A 20,597-nucleotide genomic window follows, 5' to 3' on the forward strand; every position below is an offset into this window, starting at 1 on the left:
GCCCAGCGGGAGCAAGCGCCCTCGCCACAAAACCTGCTCCTACATTGATCTAACCGCTTGCTAGATATCTGCAGGCACCCTCGCCTTCTCCCGCGCGTGCTCGCGACTGATCACCCCCTCGCTCACCAGCGCCTTCAAGCTCATATCCAAAGTCTTCATCCCCAACGCCCCGCCTGTCTGGATCGCCGAGACCATCTGCGCCACCTTGTCCTCACGGATCAAATTCCGGATTGCCGGCGTGCCCAGCATGATTTCATGGGCCGCCACCCGCCCGCCGCCGACCTTCTTCACCAGCACCTGAGACACCACCGCCTGCAGCGACTCGGACAGCATCGAGCGCACCATGGCCTTTTCACCGGCCGGGAACACGTCGACCAGCCTGTCCACGGTCTTCGCCGCCGACGTGGTATGCAGGGTGCCAAACACCAAGTGCCCAGTCTCGGCCGCCGTCAGCGCCAGGCGGATGGTTTCCAGGTCACGCAACTCGCCCACCAGGATCACGTCCGGATCTTCGCGCAACGCCGAGCGCAAGGCCGCCGAGAAGCTGTGGGTATCCCGGTGCACCTGGCGCTGGTTGATCAGTGCTGTTTTCGGCCGGTGGATAAATTCGATGGGGTCTTCGAGGGTGAGGATGTGCTGGCGCCGATGCCCATTGAGGTAATCGATCATCGCCGCCAGCGTCGTGGACTTGCCGGACCCGGTGGGCCCTGTGATCAACACCAGCCCACGCGGCAACTGGGCGATACGCTGGAACACCTCGCCCAGCCCGAGACTCTCCAGGCTCTGGACCTCGGCGGGAATCGTACGGAATACGGCCCCCATGCCACGGTCCTGCTGGAACACATTCACGCGGAACCGCCCCACGCCCGGCAGCGCGAAGGCAAAATCCGTTTCAAGAGATGTTTCGAAATCCTTTTGCTGACAATTGTTCAGCAACGGGCTCAATAGGTCCGCCACCTGCGGAGGTGAAAGCACCGGCCCGTCCAAAGGCCACACCTCCCCATCCACACGCAGCATGGGCGCCAGGCCAGCCGACAAATGCAGGTCGGAGGCGCCTCGGCGCACGCTAGCCGTCAGCAATTCAGTGATATCCATAGGGCTTTCCATTTCCAGTAGAATGCCGCGGACTCCATATCCACGGGCGCATCTTGAATGTCGACGATAGCAGACAACATTGGCCAGGTTAGCCAGCGCATCCGCGCCGCAGCCGACGCCGTGCAACGTGACGCAAGCAGCATCCACCTGCTGGCCGTGAGCAAGACCAAACCCGCGCAAGCCGTGCGTGAAGCCTATGCCGCCGGGATGCGCGACTTTGGCGAGAACTACCTGCAGGAAGCCTTGGGCAAACAGGCCGAATTAACCGACCTGCCCTTGAGTTGGCACTTCATCGGCCCCATTCAATCGAACAAGACGCGCGCTATCGCCGAGAACTTCGCTTGGGTGCATTCCGTGGACCGCCTGAAAATCGCACAACGCCTGTCCGAACAACGCCCGGCCGACCTGCCGCCGCTGAACATCTGCATCCAGGTCAACGTCAGTGGCGAAGCCAGCAAGTCCGGCTGTACGCCCGCCGACCTGCCGGCCCTGGCCGAGGCAATCAGCGCACTGCCGCGCTTGCAGCTGCGGGGCTTGATGGCAATCCCTGAGCCGACTGAAGACCGTGCCGCGCAAGATGCAGCCTTCGCCACGGTGCGTGAGCTGCAAGCCCGTTTGAACCTGCCGCTGGACACACTTTCCATGGGCATGAGCCACGACCTTGAGTCGGCCATTGCCCAAGGTGCCACCTGGGTGCGGATCGGTACCGCCCTGTTTGGCGCCCGCGACTACGGCCAGCCTTGAAATGGCTGACTTCCCTCTGAGTAAGGACCTGTCATGAGTAACACGCGTATTGCCTTTATCGGCGCCGGTAACATGGCGGCCAGCCTGATCGGTGGCCTGCGGGCCAAGGGCTTGCAAGCCCAGCAGATCCGCGCCAGCGACCCGGGCGCCGAGACCCGCGCCCGCGTCAGCGCCGAGCACGGCATTGAAACCTTTGCCGACAACGCCGAGGCCATCCAGGGCGTCGACGTGATCGTATTGGCAGTCAAGCCACAAGCCATGAAGGCCGTGTGCGAAAGCCTGCGCCCGAACTTGCAACCGCACCAGTTGGTGGTCTCGATTGCCGCCGGCATCACGTGTGCCAGCATGACCAATTGGCTTGGCGCACAGCCGATCGTGCGTTGCATGCCCAACACGCCTTCGTTGTTGCGCCAGGGTGTGAGCGGCCTGTACGCCACCTCCGAAGTCAGCGCCGAACAGCGCGGCCAGGCCCAGGAACTGCTGTCTGCCGTGGGCATCGCCCTGTGGCTGGAACAGGAGCAGCAGTTGGACGCGGTCACCGCCGTATCCGGCAGCGGCCCGGCGTATTTCTTCCTGCTGATCGAAGCCATGACCGCCGCCGGCGTGAAACTGGGGCTGCCGCAGGAAATCGCCAAGCAACTGGCCGAACAAACGGCCCTTGGCGCCGCGAAGATGGCGGTGACCAGCGACGTAGACGCCGCCGAACTGCGCCGCCGCGTGACCTCCCCAGGCGGTACCACGCAGGCTGCCATCGAATCGTTCCAGGCCGGGGGCTTTGAAGCCCTGGTGGAAAAAGCACTGGGTGCCGCAGCACATCGTTCAGCCGAAATGGCCGAGCAGCTGGGCAAATAGTCGTCCCCTACAAGGAATCAAACATGCTTGGAATCAATGACGCTGCCGTTTTCATCATCCAGACCCTGGGCAGCCTGTACCTGCTGATCGTGCTGATGCGCTTTATCCTGCAACTGGTGCGGGCGAACTTCTACAACCCGCTGTGCCAGTTCGTGGTGAAGGCTACCCAGCCGCTGCTCAAGCCACTGCGCCGGGTGGTCCCGAGCATGTTTGGCCTGGACATGTCATCGCTGGTGCTGGCGCTGCTGCTGCAGATCCTGCTGTTTGCAGTGATCCTGCTGCTCAATGGCTACCAGGCCAACACCGTGCTGCTGTTGCCGTGGGGCCTGATTGGCATTTTCTCGCTGTTTTTGAAGATCATCTTCTGGTCGATGATCATCAGCGTGATCCTCTCATGGGTCGCTCCCGGCAGCCGCAGCCCGGGCGCCGAGCTGGTGTATCAGATCACCGAGCCGGTGCTGGCGCCGTTCCGTCGCTTGATCCCCAACCTGGGCGGCCTGGATATCTCGCCGATCTTCGCGTTTATCGCGATCCAGCTGCTGCAAAGCTGGGTGATCCCGCGCCTGGCCTACTACGCGTTCATGCCTAAGGAATTGTTCGGCCTGATCTGATATGCCTCCTGTGCAAGCTGGCTTGTGTGGGAGCTGGCTTGCCTGCGATAGCATCACCGCGGTGTCACTGACACACCGAGGTGCCTGCATCGCGGGCAAGCCCGACTCCCACACAGGCCAACTGCCATATTTTGTATCTGCGCCTTTGCTTGCCGCTGGCCCCCCCGCTCTTTAGACTTACGCCTCATTTAAACGAGAGCAGGGTCGATGCCAGCTGCCTTCCCCCCCGATTCTGTTGGACTGGTCGTGCCCCAAGTGGCGCACTTCGGCGAACCGCTGGCCCTGGCCTGCGGCCGGTCGCTGCCAGCCTACGACCTGATCTACGAAACCTACGGCCAATTGAACGCCACGGCGAGCAATGCCGTGCTGATCTGCCACGCCCTGTCCGGCCATCATCACGCCGCAGGCTATCACTCGGCCGACGAGCGCAAGCCCGGCTGGTGGGACAGCTGCATCGGCCCCGGCAAGCCCATCGACACCAACAAGTTCTTTGTGGTCAGCCTGAACAACCTCGGCGGCTGCAACGGTTCCACCGGCCCGAGCAGCCTCAACCCGGAAACCGGCAAGCCGTTCGGCGCGGACTTCCCGGTGCTCACCGTGGAAGACTGGGTACACAGCCAGGCACGCCTGGCCGACCTGCTGGGCATCAGCCAGTGGGCCGCCGTGATCGGTGGCAGCCTGGGCGGCATGCAGGCCCTGCAATGGACCATCACCTACCCGGATCGCGTACGCCACTGCCTGGCCATCGCCTCGGCCCCCAAATTGTCGGCGCAGAACATCGCCTTCAACGAAGTGGCGCGCCAGGCCATCCTCACCGACCCCGAGTTCCACGGCGGTTCGTTCCAGGAAGCCGGCGTGATCCCCAAGCGCGGCCTGATGCTGGCGCGGATGGTCGGGCATATCACCTACCTGTCCGATGACTCCATGGGCGAGAAATTCGGCCGGGGCCTCAAGAGCGAAAAGCTCAACTACGACTTCCACAGCGTCGAGTTCCAGGTAGAAAGCTACCTGCGATATCAGGGCGAGGAGTTCTCCGGACGTTTCGACGCCAACACCTACCTGTTGATGACCAAGGCCCTGGACTACTTCGACCCTGCGGCCAATCACGACGATGACCTGGCGAAAACCTTCGAGGGCGCCAAGGCCAAGTTCTGCGTGATGTCGTTCACCACCGACTGGCGCTTCTCGCCGGCGCGCTCCCGCGAGCTGGTGGATGCCTTGATGGCGGCGCGCAAAGACGTCTGCTACCTGGAGATCGACGCGCCGCAGGGCCACGACGCCTTCCTGATTCCGATCCCGCGCTACCTGCAGGCGTTCGGCAATTACATGAACCGGATTACTGTGTGAGAACGCCATGAGAGCCGACCTGGAAATCATCCAAGACTGGATCCCCGCCGGCAGCCGCGTGCTCGACCTGGGCTGCGGCGATGGCGAACTGCTGAGCTGGCTGCGCGACAACAAGCAAGTCACCGGCTACGGCCTGGAAAACGACCCGGACAACATCGCCCAATGCGTGGCCAAGGGTATCAACGTGATCGAGCAGGACCTGGACAAGGGCCTGGGCAACTTTGCCAGCAACAGCTTCGACATCGTGGTGATGACACAGGCCCTGCAGGCGGTGCACTACCCAGACCGCATCCTCGATGAAATGCTGCGCGTAGGCCGCCAGTGCATCATCACCTTCCCCAACTTCGGCCACTGGCGCTGCCGTTGGTACCTGGCCACGAAGGGCCGCATGCCCGTGTCGGACTTCCTGCCGTACACGTGGTACAACACGCCGAACATCCACTTCTGCACCTTCGAAGACTTCGAAGCCTTGTGTGGCGAGCGTGAAGCCAAGGTGATCAACCGCCTTGCCGTCGATCAACAGCACCGCCATGGCTGGGCGAGTAAGCTGTGGCCTAATCTGTTGGGAGAAATCGGCATTTACCGGGTCAGCAGCCCTGGCCTGACCGACCACAAGATTGCCGTCTAATCATTTTCAAGAGGGACGCTCATGAGTCGTTTGGCTGTTTTTCTATTGACCGCACTGCTTGGCGCCAACGCCATGGCCGCCGACGTTATCGACCCTAACCGCACGAAGGAATTCGGCGATATCACCGTGCGCTACAACACCTTCACCTCCAGCTTCCTGCAGCCGGAAACCGCCCAGGCCGTTGGCGTGGTGCGTAGCAAGAACAAGGGCCTGATCAACGTGTCCGTGTTCAAGGGCGTGACCCCGGTGGTGGCGCAAGTGACCGGCACCATCAAGGACTCGCTTGGCAAAAGCGAAGTGCTGACCTTCAAGCAGATCACCGAAAAAGGCGTGACCAACTACCTCGCGCCCTACTCGGTGCCGCAGCAGGAATTCAAGACTTTCACCATCAATGTTGAAACCGGCGGCAAAGCCCACGGTTTCAGTTTTGTTCAAGAACTCTTCCCGGCCGAATGATGAAACTCACCCAACTCGTACTGGCCAGCCATAACGCCGGCAAACTCAAAGAACTGCAAGCCATGCTCGGCGACTCCGTGCAACTGCGCTCGATTGGCGAGTTCAGCCAGGTGGAGCCGGAAGAGACTGGCCTGTCGTTCGTCGAAAACGCCATCCTCAAGGCACGCAATGCTGCACGCATTTCCGGCCTGCCGGCGCTGGCGGATGACTCGGGCCTGGCGGTGGACTTCCTCGGCGGCGCACCGGGCATCTATTCGGCGCGTTATGCCGATGGCAAAGGCGATGCAGCCAACAACGCCAAGCTGCTGGACGCCCTCAAGGACGTGCCGGACGCCGAGCGCGGCGCGCAGTTCGTCTGCGTGCTGGCCCTGGTGCGCCACGCCGACGACCCGTTGCCGATCCTGTGTGAAGGACTGTGGCACGGGCGCATCCTGCATGCGGCCAGCGGTGAACACGGTTTTGGCTATGACCCGCTGTTCTGGGTGCCGGAGCGCAATGCCTCCAGCGCCGAACTGAGCCCGGCCGACAAGAACCAGATCAGCCACCGTGCTCGCGCAATGGATTTGCTGCGCCAACGCCTGAGCCTGAAATGACCCAGAACACCTCTGCGCAGCCGCTGATCCACGGCGGCGCGCAAACTCCACGGGCGGCCCTGCCCCTGCTGCCGCCCTTGGCACTGTATATCCACATCCCGTGGTGCGTGCGCAAATGCCCTTATTGCGACTTCAACTCCCACACCGCCAGCAAGGTGCTGCCGGAAGAAGCGTATGTGGACGCGTTGCTGGCCGATCTCGACCAGGACCTGCACGCGGTGTATGGCCGCGAGCTGAGTTCGATCTTCTTTGGTGGCGGCACCCCGAGCCTGTTCAGCGCTGCGGCGCTGGGCCGTTTGCTCAAGGGCGTGGAAGCACGCATCCCGTTTGCCAGCGATATCGAGATCACCCTGGAGGCCAACCCCGGCACCTTCGAGCAAGAGAAGTTCGTGGCGTACCGCAAGCTGGGGATCAATCGGCTGTCCATTGGCATCCAGAGTTTCCAGCAGCAGAAGCTTGAAGCCCTGGGACGCATCCACAACGGCGACGAAGCCGTGCGTGCTGCCGGCATGGCGCGCCAGGCCGGGTTCGATAACTTCAACCTGGACTTGATGCATGGCTTGCCCGACCAGTCCCTGGACGACGCCCTGAGCGACCTGCGCCAGGCGATTGCGCTCAAGCCGACGCACCTGTCGTGGTATCAACTGACCCTGGAACCCAACACGGTGTTCTGGAACCAGCCACCGGCGCTGCCGGAAGACGACACCTTATGGGATATCCAGGAAGCGGGTCAGGCGTTGCTGGCTGAGCACGGCTACGCGCAATACGAAGTGTCAGCCTATGCCCAACCGGACCGTCCGGCGCGGCACAACCTGAACTACTGGAGTTTTGGCGACTTCATCGGCATCGGCGCGGGCGCCCATGGCAAGCTCAGCCACCCAGATGGGCGCATCGTGCGCACCTGGAAGACACGCGCACCAAAGGACTACCTCAACCCGGCCAAAAGCTTTCAGGCCGGCGCGAAAGAGCTGACGAACGAGGAACTGCCGTTCGAGTTCCTGATGAACGCCTTGCGCCTCACCGAAGGCGTGGACGCCAAGCTATACGCCCAGCGCACCGGGCTGGACCTGGCGAGCCTGGATGAAGGCCGTCGCGAGGCCGAACAAAGTGGCTTGATGCAGGTCGAACCGTCACGCCTGGCGGCGACCGACCGCGGGCAACTCTTTCTCAATGACCTGCTGCAGAAGTTTTTGAGCTGACGCTCTTAAGGAAATCACATGGATTTGGTACTCGACCTGCTCGCCACCGTATCCCGCTGGAGCCGTAGCAATCTGTCGGAAATCTCCCTGGCCCTGGTGGGCTGCTTGCTGGTGCTGTTTGGCGCCGACATCAAGGGCTGGGTGGAAGCCCGCCTGGGCAGCGTTGCCGGTGCGTTGCGCGTGCCGCTGATGGCGTTGCTGTGCATGATCGGCAGCGGCGCCGCGTTGATCTACGCCACGCCGTGGATTGTGCGGGGCTTGAGCCAGTTCAATAACTACAGCCTGGCGCCGGTGCTGGTGGTCGTATTGGTACTAATTGGCGTAGTTGCAGACCGCCGCTGATCCAAAACCAACACACCCCCTGTAGGAGTCCGGCAAGCCGGCGATGGGGCCCTCAAGGTGCACCGTGATGAATCGGCTGCCATCGCCGGCAAGCCGGGCTCCTACAAGTTCAGAGTGCGGGGCAGGTCGGCGCTGATTTCATCCAGACAAAGCCAAGGACATCTCATGAGCAAAACGCTTCTGGACGACACCAGTAAATTTCTTAGCTATGTACTGCGTCACGAGCCTCAGGCAATTGGTCTTTCCTTGGACTCAGAGGGCTGGGCAAGCGTTGCCGAACTGATCGAGACCGCTGCCAGCAACGGGCGCAACCTTACCCGGGAATTGCTTGAGCAGGTGGTGTCCGGCAACGACAAAAAACGCTTTGCGTTCTCTGAGGACAACGGACGAATCCGGGCCGTGCAAGGCCACTCCAACAAGAACGTCCAGCTGCAACTCGACGAAAAACAACCGCCCGCGGTGCTTTTCCATGGCACCGCGACCCGCTTCATGGAGTCAATCAGCCAGCAGGGCCTGATTCCAGGCTCGCGTCATCACGTACACCTCAGTGAACAACTTGAGACGGCCAGAGAAGTCGGGCAACGCTATGGGAAAGTGGCGATTCTGCAGATAGACACCCCGAAGATGCTCGCCGAGGGCTACAGGTTTTTTCAGGCTGAGAATGGGGTTTGGCTGACAGAGCGGGTGCCTGCGCGGTTCCTCAAAGTGCTTTGACTCGACAGACATCGTAGGAGCTGGCTTGCCGGCGATGGCGGTGTGTCAGGCAGTTCATTGGCCGCCTATAGACCGCTATCGCTGGCAAGCCAGCTCCTACAAGGGTGCGTTTTGGGCTGGCCGATTTTTTGAATTTCAGCGACACATGTCGCTGACCAGCGTTAGACGAAGCAGCCCTATTTGGACGCCTGCCCTCCAAACGCTTTCTCGTAATACTCTTTAAGCGTCATCGGGTCTTTGCAGCCCAACGCCAGCGCTTGGTTCAGATAGGTCAGGTTGAGGCTGTCGGGCATGCCTTTTTCGTTCATTCGAGTTGCAGCCAATATGTAGTAGGCGTCGGCTCGGTACTGGTCATAGGTCAGCATTCGCGCACTGGCCTGCGCCTGCTGGTTGGCTACGGTCCACTCCTCCTTGATCTCAGCCAGACGATCTTTCTCGAAACAGAGCGAGCGTTGTGTGTACAAAGGGTAATAGCCCTGAAATCCATCAGCGCGCAGGAGCATCTGCTTAAGATCCTCCAGATACTTCACATGGCCTGGGTCAAGAAAATTAAGGCGCATGTAAGTCTGGTCGCATTGGTAGTAATAACCTACCGCGGCTGCCAACAGGCCTTGATCCATTGCCCTGTGCATCGGCTCGCAGACCTGTTTACGCTCGGCGTCCGACATCCCGAACCGACTTTGCATATTGGCCAGCATGTAAGTCGCTACCGTATGCCCACCGTCGGAAGCCATCTTCAGGTCGCTTTGCAACGCAGCTATCTTATCCTTACCTTCTTTGGCCAACTCAGCCGAGACCTTGGGATCCAGTTTGCCACTGGCTTCCAGAGGCAGGTTTTCCTCAATCAACACGCGCAGTTGTTCCGCTTTCTTTTGAGCACGCTCAAGGTAGTCGTCCGGAGAAATCACTGGAAGGGAGGCGGTCGTGGTGGCGAATACTGCCGCAGACAGCAGACTCAGCAGCAACAAGCAGGGGAACGTAAATTTCAAACCCTTGTATTCCTTTACAAGTAGAAACGAAAACGGCGGTGAAGCAAACCTGCTTCACCGCCGCTGATGCGTAGCCGTTTAAGCCAGCTTCTCGAACTTCAAATCCCACACACCATGCCCGAGTCGCTCACCACGACGTTCGAACTTGGTGATCGGGCGCTCCGCCGGGCGCGGCACGCATTTGCCGTCTTCGGCGATGTTGCGGTAGCCAGGGGCGACGTTCATCACTTCCAGCATGTATTCGGCATACGGTTCCCAGTCGGTGGCCATATGCAGGATGCCGCCCACTTTCAGCTTGCTGCGCACCAGTTCCGCGAAGGAGGCCTGGACGATGCGGCGTTTGTGGTGACGGGCCTTGTGCCATGGGTCTGGGAAGAACAGCATCAGGCGGTCGAGGCTGTTGTCGGCGATGCAGCGGTTGAGCACTTCGATCGCGTCGCAGTCATACACCCGCAGGTTGGTCAGGCCTTGGGTCAGCACGCCATTGAGCAGCGCGCCGACACCCGGGCGGTGAACTTCCACACCGATGAAATCCTGTTCCGGCGAGGCGGCCGCCATTTCCAGCAGGGAGTGGCCCATGCCAAAACCGATTTCCAGGGAACGCGGCGCCGAACGGCCGAACACCTGGTCGTAGTCCACCGGCGCATCCGCCAATGGCAGCACGAACAGCGGCGTACCTTGCTCCAGGCCCTTTTGCTGGCCTTCGGTCATGCGACCGGCGCGCATCACAAAACTCTTGATGCGGCGGTGCTTGGACTCGTCGCCTTCTTCCACGGTGTTCGGCGTTTCGTTTGATTCAGTCATCAATGGCTCTTACTTGATCAGACCATCCAGCGGCGAAGAGGCGCTGGCGTAGAGTTTTTTCGGCATGCGACCGGCGAGGTACGCCAGGCGGCCTGCGACGATTGCGTGTTGCATGGCTTGGGCCATCATGACCGGTTGCTGGGCATGGGCGATGGCCGAGTTCATCAGCACCGCGTCGCAGCCTAGTTCCATGGCGATGGTCGCGTCGGAGGCCGTGCCTACGCCCGCGTCTACCAGCACCGGGATCTTGGCTTCTTCGAGGATGATCTGCAGGTTGTACGGGTTGCAGATACCCAGGCCGGAACCGATCAGGCCGGCCAGCGGCATCACCGCGATACAGCCGATTTCCGCCAATTGGCGGGCGATGATCGGGTCATCGCTGGTGTAGACCATCACGTCGAAGCCTTCCTTGACCAGGGTTTCGGCGGCCTTGAGGGTTTCGATCACGTTGGGGAACAGGGTTTTCTGGTCGGCCAGCACTTCCAGCTTCACCAGGTTGTGGCCGTCAAGCAGCTCACGGGCCAGGCGGCAGGTACGCACGGCTTCGATGGCGTCATAGCAGCCGGCAGTGTTCGGCAGGAAGGTGTAGCGATCTGGCGACAGCACTTCGAGCAGGTTCGGCTCGCCTTCGATCTGGCCCAGGTTGGTGCGGCGCACGGCGAAGGTGACGATCTCGGCGCCGGAGGCCTCGATGGCCAGGCGGGTTTCTTCCATGTCGCGGTACTTGCCAGTGCCGACCAGCAAACGGGACTGGTAGGTACGACCGGCCAGGACGAAGGGCTTGTCGCTACGAACGATGCTCATGGGAAATCCTCGAAATGGGGTGAGGTTCTGCAGAATTCAGAAAGCTGCGCGACTAACCGCCGCCGATGGCGTGGACCACTTCGACCTGATCACCGTCGGTGAGCGCGGTCTCGGCGTGCTGGCTACGCGGGACGATATCCAGGTTGAGTTCCACTGCGACGCGACGCCCGGTCAGGTCCAGACGGGTCAGCAGGGCCGCAACGGTTTCACCGTCGGGCAGTTCAAAGGATTCGCCGTTCAACTGAATGCGCATGCCACGGGCCGCCATCGTTTTTAGGGGCCCGCATTCTAGCCCGATTGGGGTTGCTGGCCCAAGTCCCTTGGTCAGGCCGCTTGCAGGCGCCACGCCGCCAAGCCGAGGAAGAACCAGCCCAGCAGGAACGCCAAGCCACCAAACGGCGTGATGATCCCCAGCTTGCTGAAACCTGTCAGCGTCAGCACATACAGGCTACCGGAGAACAGCAGGATGCCGACGGTAAACGAGATACCCGCCCAGCTGACCAATCGGCCAGGAATATGCGCCGCCAGCAACGCCACACCGAACAATGCCAAGGTGTGTATCAGTTGATAGGTCACGCCGGTATGGAAGATCGCCAGGTACTCGGCGCTCAGGCGGTTTTTCAGGCCGTGGGCGGCGAAGGCGCCAAGGGCGACACCGGTGAAGCCGAAAAAGGCAGCCAACATCAGAAAGCCACGCAACATGAGGAACTCCAGTCAGACGCAAAGGGCCGGGTCTGTATAATGGCCCGCTCAACGGGTTCGGCCAAGCCATCTCTATGCTGCGTCTCCTCTTCAAACGTTTTCTCAAAGTCGTGAAATGGTTTGCCATCGGCAGTGTACTGCTGGTGCTGTTGTTCCGTGTCGTCCCGCCGCCCGGCACTGCGCTGATGGTGGAGCGCAAGGTGGAGTCCTGGGTCGACGGCGAGCCGATTGACCTGCAGCGCACCTGGGTGCCGTGGGACGAGATCTCCGACGACCTCAAAGTGGCGGTGATGGCCGGTGAAGACCAGCGCTTCCCGCAGCACTGGGGTTTCGACTTTGGCGCGATCCAGGCGGCGATCCTGCACAACGAGCGCGGTGGCTCGATCCGTGGCGCCAGTACCTTGAGCCAGCAAGTGTCGAAAAACCTGTTCCTGTGGGCCGGTCGCAGTTATCTGCGCAAGGGCCTGGAGGCGTGGTTTACCGGGCTGATCGAGGTGTTGTGGCCCAAGCAGCGGATTCTTGAGGTGTACCTCAACAGCGTGGAATGGGATGAAGGGGTGTTTGGCGCAGAAGCGGCCGCCCGGCATCACTTTGGGGTGAGTGCCAAGGCGCTTTCGCGGCAGCAGGCCAGTTATCTGGCGGCGGTGTTGCCTAATCCGAGGGTGTGGAGTGCCAGCCATCCGACGGCGTATGTGGCAAGGCGGGCGGCGTGGATTCGGCAGCAGATGAGCCAGTTGGGTGGGGACGGCTATTTGGTCGAGCTGAACAATTCCCGAAAAGCGCCCTGGTCTGACTGACACACTGCCCCCCCTGTGGGAGCTGGCTTGCCTGCGATAGCGGTGTATCACCTTGCCCATAAGTTGGCTGACAGGGCCCCGTCGCAGGCAAGCCAGCTCCCACAGAGACCGCGTAGATTCTGAAGACAAACAAAAATGCCCCGATCTTTCGATCAGGGCATTTTTTTGTTTTATCGCTGCGTGTTAGGCGGCGATCGACAATTTAAGCTTGTTCATCGCGCTCTTCTCAAGCTGACGAATCCGCTCGGCCGACACGTTGTACTTCTGCGCCAGGTCGTGCAGCGTGGCTTTGTCTTCTGCCAGCCAGCGCTGATAGAGGATGTCACGGCTGCGGTCGTCCAGCACTTCCAGCGCTTCGTGCAGGTTGTGGTTGGAGTTGTCGCTCCAGTCAGCATCCTCCAGCTGACGCGCCGGGTCGTACCGGTGGTCTTCCAGATAGTTGGCCGGCGATTGGAAGGCGCTGTCGTCGTCTGCTTCAGCAGCAGGGTCGAAGGCCATGTCATGGCCGGTCAGGCGACTTTCCATCTCGCGCACTTCACGCGGTTCCACACCGAGGCTTTCGGCCACGCGGTGGACTTCCTCGTTGTTCAGCCACGCCAGGCGCTTCTTCTGGCTGCGCAGGTTGAAGAACAGCTTGCGCTGGGCCTTGGTGGTCGCGACTTTCACAATGCGCCAGTTGCGCAGGATGAACTCGTGGATTTCCGCCTTGATCCAGTGCACGGCGAACGACACCAGGCGCACACCCATTTCAGGGTTGAAGCGTTTCACAGCCTTCATCAGGCCGACGTTGCCTTCCTGGATCAGGTCAGCCTGGGCCAGGCCGTAGCCGCTGTAGCTACGGGCGATATGTACGACAAAACGCAGGTGGGCGAGCACCATCTGCCGAGCCGCCCCCAAATCCTGCTCATAGTAGAGACTCTCGGCCAGTTCACGCTCCTGCTCGGGCGTCAGCAATGGAATGCTGTTGACCGTGTGCACATAGGCTTCCAGGTTCGCACCCGGGACCAAGGCATAAGCAGGTTGCAAAGAAGTGGTCATACGAAAAAACCTCCGACTCACATAACTCGTGCAGTGAAGCACTGCGAAAATTGACCGGGAACCGTAGGACAAGTTCCTAAACCACCAATACGGTCAATACAAACGAAACCACATTAATCTGACATTAACTACTTCGGTGCCAACTCACGTAAGTGACGGGCGACCGCAATCCAAGCACCGATATACCCCAACAAGACCGCGCCAAGCAAGAGACTCAGACCATCGGCTACCGGCACGCCCGCCAGGGCGAAATCACTGCCGTACAAGCCAGCCAGCCCGATCACCGCGTCGTTCAGCCAGTCAAGACCAAACGCCAGCACTCCCCAGGACAAAATCCCGGCACCAAAGCCATAAAGCGCGCCCATGTACAGAAAAGGACGACGCACATAGCTGTCTGTGCCGCCGACCAGTTTAATCACTTCTATCTCGGTGCGACGGTTTTCAATATGAAGACGAATGGTATTACCTATCACCAAAAGTAATGCAGACACCAACAACACCGTCAGGCCGAACACAAAGCGGTCGCCCAGCTTGAGAATCGCCGCCAGGCGCTCCACCCAGACTAGATCAAGCTGCGCCTGCTGTACCTTGGGCATCTCTGCGAGTTTTTGTCGCAGGACTTCCAGCGCGGGCTTGTCCACTTCATTTGGCGTGACCAGCACCACGCCCGGCAGCGGGTTCTGCGGCAGCTCTTTCAGCGCTTCGCCCAGGCCGGACTGTTGCTGGAACTCTTCCAGGGCCTGGTCACGGCTGATGTACTCGGCGTCTGCCACACCCGGCAGGTTTTTGATGTCGTCGCGCAGGGCCTCGCCCTCTTTGGCGCTGGCATCGATATTCAGGTACAGGGAAATCTGCGCGGCGCGCTGCCAGGAACCGCCCAGGCGCTCCACATTATTAAGCAGCAACGACAAACCCATTGGCAGGCTCAAGGCCACAGCCATCACCAGGCAGGTAAAGAAGCTGCCGATCGGTTGCTTGCCCAGACGACGCAGGCTGTCCAGCAGGCTGGCGCGATGGCTTTCGATCCAGGCGCGCAGCAGCGTGCCGAAGTCCGGGCCGTCGTCATCGTCGTGTTTTTTCTTTTTCTGCGGTTGCGGGTCGGCGGCTTTGGGCGCCACGCGCTCGGAAACCTTGGGGCTACGGGTCGCACTCATACGCCAGCCTCCCCGTCACCGATCAAGCGGCCGCGTTGCAGGGTCAGCATGCGGTGGCGCATGCGGGCGATCAGCGCCAGGTCGTGGCTGGCGATCAGCACGCTGGTGCCCAGGCGGTTGATGTCTTCGAACACGCCCATGATCTCGGCCGCCAGGCGCGGGTCGAGGTTACCGGTGGGTTCGTCCGCCAGCAGCAGGGCTGGGCGATGAACGATAGCACGGGCGATGCCGACGCGTTGTTGCTGGCCGGTGGACAGGTCGCCCGGGTAGAGATCGGTCTTGTCCGACAGTGCCACACGCTCCAGGGCCGAATCCACGCGCTTGACGATCTCGGCCTTGGACAGCCCGAGAATCTGCAGCGGCAGCGCCACGTTATTGAACACGGTGCGATCGAACAGCAATTGGTGGTTCTGGAACACCACGCCGATCTGGCGGCGCAGGAACGGAATCTGCGCATTGCTGATGGTGGCAAGGTCCTGACCAGCTAGCAGCAGCTTGCCGGTGGTCGGGCGCTCCATGGCCAGCAGCAGGCGCAGCAATGTACTTTTGCCGGCACCGGAGTGGCCGGTTACAAACAGAAACTCGCCGCGACGCACTCGAAAGCTCAGCTCATGCAAGCCCACATGCCCGTTGGCATAGCGTTTACCGACCTGTTCGAATCGAATCATGAACGCTCCCGCTCGGCAAAGAGTGCCTGTACAAAGGGTTCGGCTTCAAAGGTGCGCAGGTCGTCGATGCCTTCACCGACGCCGATATAACGAATCGGCAACCCGAACTGTTTGGCCAGGGCGAAAATCACGCCGCCCTTGGCCGTGCCGTCGAGCTTAGTCAATGCCAGGCCGGTCAGTTGCACCGTCTGGTTGAATTGCTTGGCCTGGCTGATGGCGTTCTGGCCAGTGCCGGCGTCAAGTACCAGCAACACTTCGTGGGGAGCGTCTGCGTCGAGCTTGCCGATCACGCGGCGCACCTTCTTCAGTTCTTCCATCAGGTTGTCTTTGGTGTGCAGGCGGCCGGCGGTGTCGGCGATCAGCACATCGATGTTACGGGCCTTGGCGGCCTGCACAGCATCGAAGATCACGGAGGCGGAATCGGCGCCAGTATGCTGGGCAATCACCGGGATCTTGTTGCGCTCACCCCAGACTTGCAACTGCTCTACGGCGGCGGCACGGAAGGTGTCACCGGCCGCCAGCATGACTTTCTTGCCCTCGGACTGCAGCTTCTTGGCCAGCTTGCCGATCGTGGTGGTCTTGCCCGCGCCGTTCACGCCCACGACGAGGATCACGAACGGCTTGTTCGGCTTGATCACCAGCGGTGCTTCCACGGGCTTGAGCATCGCGGCCAGCTCGGCCTGCAAGGACTTGTAGAGGGCGTCGGCGTCGGTCAACTGCTTGCGCGCGACCTTCTGGGTCAGGCTCTGGATGATCACGGCGGTGGCTTCGACACCCACGTCGGCGGTGAGCAGGCGGGTCTCAATGTCTTCGAGCAGCTCGTCATCAATGACTTTCTTGCCCAGGAACAGGCTGGCCATGCCTTCGCCGATGCTGGCGCTGGTCTTGCTCAGGCCTTGCTTGAGGCGGGCAAAGAAGCCGGTTTTGCTGGTTTCGGGCGCTGCAACGACAGGTTCCGGTTCGACGACGGCTGGCGCAGCCGCTTCGACGACGACGGCAACCGGCTCGACCACCGCGGGAATCGGCGGCGTGATGTGTTCGGCCTGCACGTCTACTACCAGGGCCACCGGTTCTTCAGCGACCGGCAGTTCCAGCCACGGCTTGGGCTCTGGCTCTGGTTCTGGCTCCGGTGCAGCTTCAACCACGGGCTGCAACACCGGTTCAGCCATCGGCAGTACCACTGGCGCCGGGGTTTCTACGGCCGGTTGGGCTTCTACGATTGGCTCAGGGGTAGGTTCAGGCTGAACCTGCGGCTGTTCGTCGACGGTTTCCTGCGGCTTTTTGCGCAGCCATCCGAACAGGCCTTTTTTCTCGCCAGCCGCAGCTGGGGTCTTCTTGTCGTCGTTGGAACCAAACATGGAGACGGCTATCTCAAGGTAGCGACGCGCCAGCAGGCGCGTCGGTAAATAAAATTCGATGCGTAACAGACTGTTTTTTAGCCAGCTCGTTCATGCGCAACATTTTGTAAGGCCTAAATAGAGCCTTAACGGGACAGCCGCAGTGGCCGTCACTCAGTCGGATCAGTATCCTAGCACCTCCTCGCCCGCCGACGCTAAGACCAAGCGGGCAGCCCAACAGGTTTAAAAACGAATGAATGCTCTAGCCCGCCATGCCGCAGGCCTGCTGTTCAGCACAGTTTGTCTGCCTCTCTCAGCCTTGGCTGCCGACCCACAACCCACCCACGAATTCACCCTGGATAACGGCCTCAAGGTGGTCGTGCGCGAAGACCATCGCGCGCCGGTGGTGGTTTCCCAGGTCTGGTACAAGGTCGGTTCGAGCTACGAAACCCCGGGCCAGACCGGTTTGTCCCACGCCCTGGAGCACATGATGTTCAAGGGCAGCGCCAAGATCGGCCCTGGCGAAGCCTCGCTGATCCTGCGCGACCTGGGCGCCGAAGAAAACGCCTTTACCAGCGACGACTACACCGCCTACTACCAGGTACTGGCCCGTGACCGCCTGGGTGTCGCCTTCGAACTGGAAGCCGACCGCATGGCCAGCCTGCGCCTGCCGGCCGACGAGTTCAGCCGCGAGATCGAGGTGATCAAGGAAGAACGTCGCCTGCGCACCGACGACAACCCCATGTCCAAGGCTTACGAGCGCTTCAAGGCCATGGCGTACCCGGCCAGTGGCTATCACACGCCGACCATCGGCTGGATGGCTGACCTGGAACGCATGAAGGTCGAAGAACTGCGCCACTGGTACCAATCCTGGTACGTGCCGAACAATGCCACCCTGGTGGTCGTGGGCGATGTCACCCCGGATGAGGTCAAGAAACTGGCCCAGCGCTACTTCGGCCCGATCCCCAAGCGCGACGTGCCACCGGCCAAGGTCCCGCTGGAGCTGGCTGAACCCGGCGAGCGCCTGCTGACCATGCACGTGCAGACCCAACTGCCGAGCGTCATCCTCGGCTTTAATGTGCCCGGACTGGCCACCGCCGAGGACAAACGTTCGGTGCAAGCCTTGCGCCTGCTCTCGGCCCTGTTGGATGGCGGCTACAGCGCACGCATTTCGGAACAACTGGAGCGTGGTGAAGAGCTGGTCTCGGCCGCGTCCACCAGCTACGACGCCTACACCCGTGGCGACAGTCTGTTCACCTTGACCGCCACGCCGAACCAGCAGAAGAAAAAGACCATCGCCCAAGCCGAAGCCGGCCTGTGGCGCCTGCTGGATGAATTGAAAGCCAAACCGCCGACCACCGAAGAACTGGAGCGCATCCGTGCCCAGGTCATTGCCGGCGTGGTTTACCAGCGCGATTCCATCACCAGCCAGGCCACCGCCATTGGCTCCCTGGAAACCGTCGGCCTGTCCTGGAAGCTCATGGACACCGAACTGGCTGACCTGCAAAGCGTGACCCCGGAAGACATCCAGAAAGCTGCGCGCACCTATTTCACCCGCGAACGCCTCAGCGTCGCCCATGTCCTGCCTGAGGAGACCGCTCATGAGTGATCGCAAAAGCAGCCGCTTGATCTTCCCCGGCCTGATCGTGGTCACCCTGATCGCGGCGAGCGCCGTGTATTTCCTGCGCCCGAGCGAATCCGTGGCCAGCCCGGCGCTGGAAAAAGCCCAATCGGCCAACAAACTGCAATCCCTGGCAGAGCTGGACGGCAAAGCGCCGACCAACCGCAAGCTCGACGTGCAGACCTGGACCACCGCCGAGGGCGCCAAGGTGCTGTTCGTCGAGGCCCACGAACTGCCGATGTTCGACATGCGTATCCTGTTCGCAGCCGGCAGCAGCCAGGACGGCAACGTCCCGGGCCTGGCGCTGATGACCAACGCCATGCTCAACGAAGGTGTGCCGGGCAAGGATGTGAGCCAGATCGCCAGTGGCTTTGAGGGCCTGGGTGCCGATTTTGGCAATGGCGCCTACCGCGACATGGCGCTGGTGTCCCTGCGCAGCCTGAGCGACAGCGACAAGCGCGAGGCCGCGCTGGCGCTGTTTGACCAGGTGATCGGCAAACCGACGTTCCCGGCCGACTCCCTGGCGCGGATCAAGAACCAGATCCTGGCGGGCTTCGAGTACCAGAAACAGAACCCTGGCAAGCTGGCGAGCCTGGAGCTGTTCAAGCGCCTCTATGGCGAGCACCCTTATGCTCACCCGAGCGAAGGCACGCCCCAGAGCGTTCCCGCGATTACCCTGGCGCAGTTGCAGGCGTTCCACGCCAAGGCCTATGCCGCCGGCAACGCCGTGATCGCCGTGGTTGGCGACCTCACCCGCGCCGAAGCCGAAGCCATGACCGCCAAGGTCTCCGCCTCGCTGCCCAAAGGCCCGACCCTGGCGAAGATTGCCCAGCCTGCCGAGCCCAAGGCCGGCCTGAGCCATATCGAGTTCCCGTCCAAGCAGACTCACCTGCTGTTCGCCCAACTGGGCATCGACCGCGCCGATCCGGACTACGCGGCCCTTTCCCTGGGCAACCAGATCCTCGGTGGCGGCGGCTTCGGCACCCGCTTGATGAGCGAAGTGCGCGAAAAACGCGGCCTGACCTACGGCGTGTACTCCGGCTTCTCGCCGATGCAGGTACGCGGCCCGTTCATGATCCAGCTGCAGACCCGCGCCGAAATGAGCGGCGGCACCCTGCGCCTGGTGGAGGACGTGCTGGCCGACTACCTCAAGAACGGCCCGACCCAGAAGGAACTGGACGACGCCAAACGCGAGCTGGCAGGTAGCTTCCCGCTGTCCACCGCCAGCAATGCCGACATCGTCGGGCAGTTGGGCGCCATGGGTTTCTATAACCTGCCGCTGAGCTATCTTGAGGATTTCATGAAACAATCCCAGGCCCTGACCGTAGAGCAGGTCAAGGCTGCAATGAATAAACACTTGAGCGCCGACAAGATGGTCATCGTGACCGCCGGCCCGACGATTGCGCAAAAGCCACTACCGCCCCCCACTGATAAACCCGCCGAGCAGCCGCTCGGGGTTCCGGAGCATTAATGGCCAGTTCATCTCGCCCGAAAAAACCCGTCCACAACGTGCATAACGGTGTGGGCCAGCTGCGCATCATCGGCGGCGAATGGCGCAGCCGCAAGCTGAGCTTCCCCGACGTGGTGGGCCTGCGCCCCACGCCGGACCGCGTGCGCGAAACCCTGTTCAACTGGCTCGCGCCGTACATTGCGGGCGCCAAGGTGCTGGACCCGTTCGCGGGCAGCGGCGCGCTGTTCCTGGAGGCGCTGTCCCGTGGCGCCGCCCTGGGCCAGGCGCTGGACGCCAGCAATGTGGCGGTTTCCAGCCTCAAGGAACACCTGGGCACCCTGCGCTGCACCACCGGCCAGGTACAGACCGCCGACGCCCTGCGCTACCTGGAAACCCAGCCGGCCAGCGAGTTCGACGTGGTGTTCCTCGACCCGCCGTTCAACCAGAACCTGCTGCCGACCGTGTGCGCGCTGCTGGAAGAACGCCAATGGCTGGCGCCGGATTCGTGGATCTACACTGAAAGCGAGGCGGCGCCTTCGACCCTGGGCTTGCCCGGAACCTGGCGTTTGCACCGCGAGCAGAAGTCCGGCCGCGTCTACTACGCGTTGTGGCAACGCAGCGTATAAATCTGTAATGACGGGCTTGTTGTGGC

At 61.5% G+C, this 20,597-nt stretch carries 24 protein-coding genes; 14 read left to right on the forward strand and 10 right to left on the reverse strand.

The features are described 5' to 3' along the window. Window positions 1-60: 60 nt before the first annotated feature. Window positions 61-1,095, reverse strand: coding sequence for a type IV pilus twitching motility protein PilT (locus ACVWVP_RS01130; RefSeq protein WP_457404236.1), 1,035 nt, complete (start codon window positions 1,093-1,095; stop codon window positions 61-63). Window positions 1,096-1,152: 57 nt separating this feature from the next. Between ACVWVP_RS01130 and ACVWVP_RS01135 the strand changes: the two genes are divergently transcribed. The 10 genes from ACVWVP_RS01135 to ACVWVP_RS01180 all read left to right on the forward strand — a co-directional run bounded on the left by ACVWVP_RS01135 (window position 1,153) and on the right by ACVWVP_RS01180 (window position 8,581). Further along, on the forward strand, window positions 1,153-1,839 hold the full coding sequence (locus ACVWVP_RS01135; protein ID WP_178920041.1) for a YggS family pyridoxal phosphate-dependent enzyme: 687 nt from the start codon (window positions 1,153-1,155) through the stop codon (window positions 1,837-1,839). 33 nt (window positions 1,840-1,872) lie between these two features. After that, window positions 1,873-2,691, forward strand: a complete 819-nt coding sequence (gene proC / locus ACVWVP_RS01140; protein WP_178920040.1) for a pyrroline-5-carboxylate reductase — start codon at window positions 1,873-1,875, stop codon at window positions 2,689-2,691. 23 nt (window positions 2,692-2,714) lie between these two features. Beyond that, entirely contained in the window at window positions 2,715-3,302 is a 588-nt protein-coding gene (locus ACVWVP_RS01145) for a YggT family protein (protein ID WP_176996769.1), read from the forward strand. A 207-nt stretch (window positions 3,303-3,509) separates the two neighbouring features. Then, window positions 3,510-4,649 (forward strand): homoserine O-succinyltransferase MetX, encoded by a 1,140-nt coding sequence (gene metX / locus ACVWVP_RS01150; protein ID WP_457404239.1) that lies wholly within the window; start codon window positions 3,510-3,512, stop codon window positions 4,647-4,649. A gap of 7 nt (window positions 4,650-4,656) precedes the next feature. Then, entirely contained in the window at window positions 4,657-5,277 is a 621-nt protein-coding gene (metW, locus tag ACVWVP_RS01155) for a methionine biosynthesis protein MetW (protein ID WP_016972957.1), read from the forward strand. Window positions 5,278-5,298: 21 nt separating this feature from the next. Then, a complete protein-coding gene (locus tag ACVWVP_RS01160) occupies window positions 5,299-5,733 on the forward strand; it encodes a DUF4426 domain-containing protein (protein ID WP_159960660.1) in 435 nt (144 codons plus the stop codon). Then, window positions 5,730-6,326: an RdgB/HAM1 family non-canonical purine NTP pyrophosphatase gene (gene rdgB / locus ACVWVP_RS01165; RefSeq protein WP_178920038.1), complete on the forward strand. Its 597-nt coding sequence runs from the start codon at window positions 5,730-5,732 to the stop codon at window positions 6,324-6,326. Before ACVWVP_RS01160 ends, rdgB begins: the two co-directional genes overlap by 4 nt. Next, window positions 6,323-7,525, forward strand: coding sequence for a radical SAM family heme chaperone HemW (hemW, locus tag ACVWVP_RS01170; RefSeq protein ID WP_457404242.1), 1,203 nt, complete (start codon window positions 6,323-6,325; stop codon window positions 7,523-7,525). The genes rdgB and hemW overlap by 4 nt, the downstream gene beginning before the upstream one ends. Window positions 7,526-7,543: 18 nt before the next feature. Further along, window positions 7,544-7,867 carry a DUF3392 domain-containing protein gene (locus ACVWVP_RS01175; RefSeq protein ID WP_010207241.1) on the forward strand — a complete coding sequence of 108 codons (324 nt, stop codon included), beginning with the start codon at window positions 7,544-7,546 and terminating at the stop codon, window positions 7,865-7,867. 165 nt (window positions 7,868-8,032) lie between these two features. Continuing rightward, window positions 8,033-8,581 (forward strand): RNA 2'-phosphotransferase, encoded by a 549-nt coding sequence (locus ACVWVP_RS01180; protein ID WP_457404244.1) that lies wholly within the window; start codon window positions 8,033-8,035, stop codon window positions 8,579-8,581. Between the two features lie 176 nt (window positions 8,582-8,757). On the opposite strand, the gene ACVWVP_RS01185 is transcribed toward ACVWVP_RS01180, so the two are convergent. The 5 genes from ACVWVP_RS01185 to ACVWVP_RS01205 all read right to left on the reverse strand — a co-directional run bounded on the left by ACVWVP_RS01185 (window position 8,758) and on the right by ACVWVP_RS01205 (window position 11,880). Next, complete coding sequence (locus tag ACVWVP_RS01185; RefSeq protein WP_457404246.1) at window positions 8,758-9,570, reverse strand: hypothetical protein; 813 nt, start codon at window positions 9,568-9,570, stop codon at window positions 8,758-8,760. Between the two features lie 78 nt (window positions 9,571-9,648). Further along, window positions 9,649-10,374, reverse strand: coding sequence for a tRNA (guanosine(46)-N7)-methyltransferase TrmB (gene trmB, locus ACVWVP_RS01190; protein ID WP_178920035.1), 726 nt, complete (start codon window positions 10,372-10,374; stop codon window positions 9,649-9,651). A gap of 9 nt (window positions 10,375-10,383) precedes the next feature. Next, window positions 10,384-11,178, reverse strand: coding sequence for a thiazole synthase (locus ACVWVP_RS01195; RefSeq protein ID WP_105521099.1), 795 nt, complete (start codon window positions 11,176-11,178; stop codon window positions 10,384-10,386). A 52-nt stretch (window positions 11,179-11,230) separates the two neighbouring features. Continuing rightward, complete coding sequence (thiS, locus tag ACVWVP_RS01200) at window positions 11,231-11,431, reverse strand: sulfur carrier protein ThiS (RefSeq protein WP_025859525.1); 201 nt, start codon at window positions 11,429-11,431, stop codon at window positions 11,231-11,233. A 71-nt stretch (window positions 11,432-11,502) separates the two neighbouring features. Continuing rightward, window positions 11,503-11,880, reverse strand: coding sequence for a DUF423 domain-containing protein (locus tag ACVWVP_RS01205; RefSeq protein WP_178920034.1), 378 nt, complete (start codon window positions 11,878-11,880; stop codon window positions 11,503-11,505). 74 nt (window positions 11,881-11,954) lie between these two features. On the opposite strand from ACVWVP_RS01205, the gene mtgA reads away from it, so the two are divergent. Next, window positions 11,955-12,677, forward strand: a complete 723-nt coding sequence (gene mtgA / locus ACVWVP_RS01210; RefSeq protein ID WP_176996775.1) for a monofunctional biosynthetic peptidoglycan transglycosylase — start codon at window positions 11,955-11,957, stop codon at window positions 12,675-12,677. 183 nt (window positions 12,678-12,860) lie between these two features. On the opposite strand, the gene rpoH is transcribed toward mtgA, so the two are convergent. The 4 genes from rpoH to ftsY all read right to left on the reverse strand — a co-directional run bounded on the left by rpoH (window position 12,861) and on the right by ftsY (window position 16,895). After that, window positions 12,861-13,715, reverse strand: coding sequence for an RNA polymerase sigma factor RpoH (gene rpoH, locus ACVWVP_RS01215; RefSeq protein WP_016972967.1), 855 nt, complete (start codon window positions 13,713-13,715; stop codon window positions 12,861-12,863). A gap of 128 nt (window positions 13,716-13,843) precedes the next feature. After that, a complete protein-coding gene (ftsX, locus tag ACVWVP_RS01220) occupies window positions 13,844-14,869 on the reverse strand; it encodes a permease-like cell division protein FtsX (RefSeq protein ID WP_457404250.1) in 1,026 nt (341 codons plus the stop codon). Continuing rightward, window positions 14,866-15,537, reverse strand: coding sequence for a cell division ATP-binding protein FtsE (gene ftsE / locus ACVWVP_RS01225; RefSeq protein WP_003234627.1), 672 nt, complete (start codon window positions 15,535-15,537; stop codon window positions 14,866-14,868). The genes ftsX and ftsE overlap by 4 nt, the downstream gene beginning before the upstream one ends. Next, entirely contained in the window at window positions 15,534-16,895 is a 1,362-nt protein-coding gene (gene ftsY, locus ACVWVP_RS01230; protein ID WP_178920032.1) for a signal recognition particle-docking protein FtsY, read from the reverse strand. The genes ftsE and ftsY overlap by 4 nt, the downstream gene beginning before the upstream one ends. Window positions 16,896-17,127: 232 nt before the next feature. Here ftsY and ACVWVP_RS01235 point away from each other — a divergent pair, with 232 nt between their 5' ends. From ACVWVP_RS01235 to rsmD, 3 genes are read left to right on the forward strand one after another with little or no spacing between them, the layout of a single operon-like run. Next, on the forward strand, window positions 17,128-18,483 hold the full coding sequence (locus tag ACVWVP_RS01235; RefSeq protein WP_178920031.1) for a M16 family metallopeptidase: 1,356 nt from the start codon (window positions 17,128-17,130) through the stop codon (window positions 18,481-18,483). Further along, window positions 18,476-19,966 carry a M16 family metallopeptidase gene (locus ACVWVP_RS01240; RefSeq protein WP_457404253.1) on the forward strand — a complete coding sequence of 497 codons (1,491 nt, stop codon included), beginning with the start codon at window positions 18,476-18,478 and terminating at the stop codon, window positions 19,964-19,966. The genes ACVWVP_RS01235 and ACVWVP_RS01240 overlap by 8 nt, the downstream gene beginning before the upstream one ends. After that, window positions 19,966-20,571, forward strand: a complete 606-nt coding sequence (rsmD, locus tag ACVWVP_RS01245; protein WP_178920029.1) for a 16S rRNA (guanine(966)-N(2))-methyltransferase RsmD — start codon at window positions 19,966-19,968, stop codon at window positions 20,569-20,571. Before ACVWVP_RS01240 ends, rsmD begins: the two co-directional genes overlap by 1 nt. Window positions 20,572-20,597 lie beyond the last annotated feature (26 nt).

The organism is Pseudomonas sp. TE24901 (assembly GCF_054058375.1).

What these genes read in the sequence shown, in the direction of transcription:
- ACVWVP_RS01130 (WP_457404236.1), bottom strand. Translation starts at nt 1,095, where the DNA reads ATGGATATCACTGAATTGCTGACGGCTAGCGTGCGCCGAGGCGCCTCC.
- ACVWVP_RS01135 (WP_178920041.1), top strand. Translation starts at nt 1,153, where the DNA reads ATGTCGACGATAGCAGACAACATTGGCCAGGTTAGCCAGCGCATCCGC.
- proC (WP_178920040.1), top strand. Translation starts at nt 1,873, where the DNA reads ATGAGTAACACGCGTATTGCCTTTATCGGCGCCGGTAACATGGCGGCC.
- ACVWVP_RS01145 (WP_176996769.1), top strand. Translation starts at nt 2,715, where the DNA reads ATGCTTGGAATCAATGACGCTGCCGTTTTCATCATCCAGACCCTGGGC.
- metX (WP_457404239.1), top strand. Translation starts at nt 3,510, where the DNA reads ATGCCAGCTGCCTTCCCCCCCGATTCTGTTGGACTGGTCGTGCCCCAA.
- metW (WP_016972957.1), top strand. Translation starts at nt 4,657, where the DNA reads ATGAGAGCCGACCTGGAAATCATCCAAGACTGGATCCCCGCCGGCAGC.
- ACVWVP_RS01160 (WP_159960660.1), top strand. Translation starts at nt 5,299, where the DNA reads ATGAGTCGTTTGGCTGTTTTTCTATTGACCGCACTGCTTGGCGCCAAC.
- rdgB (WP_178920038.1), top strand. Translation starts at nt 5,730, where the DNA reads ATGATGAAACTCACCCAACTCGTACTGGCCAGCCATAACGCCGGCAAA.
- hemW (WP_457404242.1), top strand. Translation starts at nt 6,323, where the DNA reads ATGACCCAGAACACCTCTGCGCAGCCGCTGATCCACGGCGGCGCGCAA.
- ACVWVP_RS01175 (WP_010207241.1), top strand. Translation starts at nt 7,544, where the DNA reads ATGGATTTGGTACTCGACCTGCTCGCCACCGTATCCCGCTGGAGCCGT.
- ACVWVP_RS01180 (WP_457404244.1), top strand. Translation starts at nt 8,033, where the DNA reads ATGAGCAAAACGCTTCTGGACGACACCAGTAAATTTCTTAGCTATGTA.
- trmB (WP_178920035.1), bottom strand. Translation starts at nt 10,374, where the DNA reads ATGACTGAATCAAACGAAACGCCGAACACCGTGGAAGAAGGCGACGAG.
- ACVWVP_RS01195 (WP_105521099.1), bottom strand. Translation starts at nt 11,178, where the DNA reads ATGAGCATCGTTCGTAGCGACAAGCCCTTCGTCCTGGCCGGTCGTACC.
- thiS (WP_025859525.1), bottom strand. Translation starts at nt 11,431, where the DNA reads ATGCGCATTCAGTTGAACGGCGAATCCTTTGAACTGCCCGACGGTGAA.
- ACVWVP_RS01205 (WP_178920034.1), bottom strand. Translation starts at nt 11,880, where the DNA reads ATGTTGCGTGGCTTTCTGATGTTGGCTGCCTTTTTCGGCTTCACCGGT.
- mtgA (WP_176996775.1), top strand. Translation starts at nt 11,955, where the DNA reads ATGCTGCGTCTCCTCTTCAAACGTTTTCTCAAAGTCGTGAAATGGTTT.
- rpoH (WP_016972967.1), bottom strand. Translation starts at nt 13,715, where the DNA reads ATGACCACTTCTTTGCAACCTGCTTATGCCTTGGTCCCGGGTGCGAAC.
- ftsX (WP_457404250.1), bottom strand. Translation starts at nt 14,869, where the DNA reads ATGAGTGCGACCCGTAGCCCCAAGGTTTCCGAGCGCGTGGCGCCCAAA.
- ftsE (WP_003234627.1), bottom strand. Translation starts at nt 15,537, where the DNA reads ATGATTCGATTCGAACAGGTCGGTAAACGCTATGCCAACGGGCATGTG.
- ftsY (WP_178920032.1), bottom strand. Translation starts at nt 16,895, where the DNA reads ATGTTTGGTTCCAACGACGACAAGAAGACCCCAGCTGCGGCTGGCGAG.
- ACVWVP_RS01235 (WP_178920031.1), top strand. Translation starts at nt 17,128, where the DNA reads ATGAATGCTCTAGCCCGCCATGCCGCAGGCCTGCTGTTCAGCACAGTT.
- ACVWVP_RS01240 (WP_457404253.1), top strand. Translation starts at nt 18,476, where the DNA reads ATGAGTGATCGCAAAAGCAGCCGCTTGATCTTCCCCGGCCTGATCGTG.
- rsmD (WP_178920029.1), top strand. Translation starts at nt 19,966, where the DNA reads ATGGCCAGTTCATCTCGCCCGAAAAAACCCGTCCACAACGTGCATAAC.